This window comes from Aquicoccus porphyridii (assembly GCF_008369105.1).
Taxonomy (GTDB): Bacteria; Pseudomonadota; Alphaproteobacteria; order Rhodobacterales; family Rhodobacteraceae; genus Aquicoccus; species Aquicoccus porphyridii.
Genome location: NZ_VINQ01000054.1, coordinates 1 through 1,461, shown reverse-complemented (window position 1 = coordinate 1,461; position 1,461 = coordinate 1). Strand labels below are relative to the sequence as shown.

General features: G+C 59.7%; 1 protein-coding gene. It reads right to left on the bottom strand.

Going from position 1 to position 1,461, the window contains the following annotated elements:
• Window positions 1-22: 22 nt before the first annotated feature.
• Window positions 23-1,384, bottom strand: coding sequence for an ISKra4 family transposase (locus FLO80_RS21675; protein ID WP_040182552.1), 1,362 nt, complete (start codon window positions 1,382-1,384; stop codon window positions 23-25).
• Between the last annotated feature and the right edge of the window lie 77 nt (window positions 1,385-1,461).

Here is a 1,461-nt window from a genome sequence, read left to right as displayed (position 1 = left end):
GGGAGTGGACAAAACATGGGGGTCATGCGGCGCGTTTTCTGTTTGCGACGGTCAGCCGACCATCGAGAACTGCGGCCCTTGTGACGGCTACTCGGTGAGCCCCTTTGGGCGACCACCGCATCCTTCTGCGCTTTCCCATGCGGGCATTGGCAATGTCATCGACTGATCCTTCGGCACGAGATGACGAGATGGGCAGCCCGTTACGGTACCGTCGGCCATAGTCGACAAGGGATTCCATGTTGTTCGCGAGATAGGTGTACAGTGTCCCGCATCGGGCCTGCACACGAGCGGCAGCGGTGCGGACAGCCAAAGGTTCTTCCGCAAGGCGGGTGCAATCGTGCATGAGCCCTTTCAGATAAGTTTCCGCGACCCGTGCTCTGCCATGCCACAGCCACCAGCGAAGGCTTTTCGCGGGGCGCTGGAACAGCACCGGAATTCCAGTGAATCCCGGTATCTGGACCAGACCCTGAACGGCGGCCTCGACATGTCGAATACGCATCGAGATGTGCCACCAGTCGAGGATATGCTTCACCTGGCCGTCGCCACCCATGGCATTCCGTATGAGGTTCGGGAGAGCAAGCTCGCCATCAGAGATTACCGTCAACAGACGGCCCGGCTTCCATCCAAAGTCTGACAGCTCTTCTCGCATCCGGCTGCCTGGCGATGCCGTCGCATTGGCGACCAAGCCAAATCGTCGGCACATATTGCGACTTTCAATCTTACCGACCACAAGATCCAGGTGTCGCTGCTGATACTCCGGTCGACAGCGGATATGCGCACCGTCCAGAAAAACCGTCAAACCCCCTTTGGGAAGTGCTTCAGCGGGATCGCCTGATGCCCTTCGACTTTTCTCGAGCCCCGCGGCTACTCTTCCCAACCGGTCACGCACCGTGGTGTGATGGGGCGGATGGCAGGGGAGGAAGCTTTTCATCAGCCGCGCGGCTTCGCGAAAGGAATGCCGGGACCCGAGTTCCGCATGGAGCCGCTGCAGCTCCGGGGTAGCCCGGTCAGGAAAGAAATAGGCCAGCGGAGAAATAGGTCCGCCGGGCATCGCCGCTGACCTGGCATCACACGAACAGCGGCGCAAGCGCGCGGCTTTGACCCGAACCCGCCCAAAGAGCGTGTCGAGATCGCGCGTGCGATAGTCATGAATGGCACGAACCGAGGCGCAATCCGGGCATACGCGGCTTTCTCGGATGATTTCCTCAACCTGATCGCAAAGAATTGCCCGCTGAATCTGTTCGACAACCCTCTTCCCATCCTCGAGGCGCAACCCGATCCCGTCTGGACAGGTCACCCGGTAGGGTCGTGAAATGCCGTCAAGCTGATGAGTGCGCTTCTCCCCGTTGTCGAAGGTAGTTTCGATTGTAATCCGTACGTCCATGGCAGCCCCACACGCAAAGAACTCACCTTAGCACGGGCCGCAACGACGAAGATGACCCCCATGTTTTGTCCACTCCC

Excerpts from the sequence above, each read along its gene's own strand:
- FLO80_RS21675 (WP_040182552.1), bottom strand. The coding sequence starts at position 1,384 with ATGGACGTACGGATTACAATCGAAACTACCTTCGACAACGGGGAGAAG.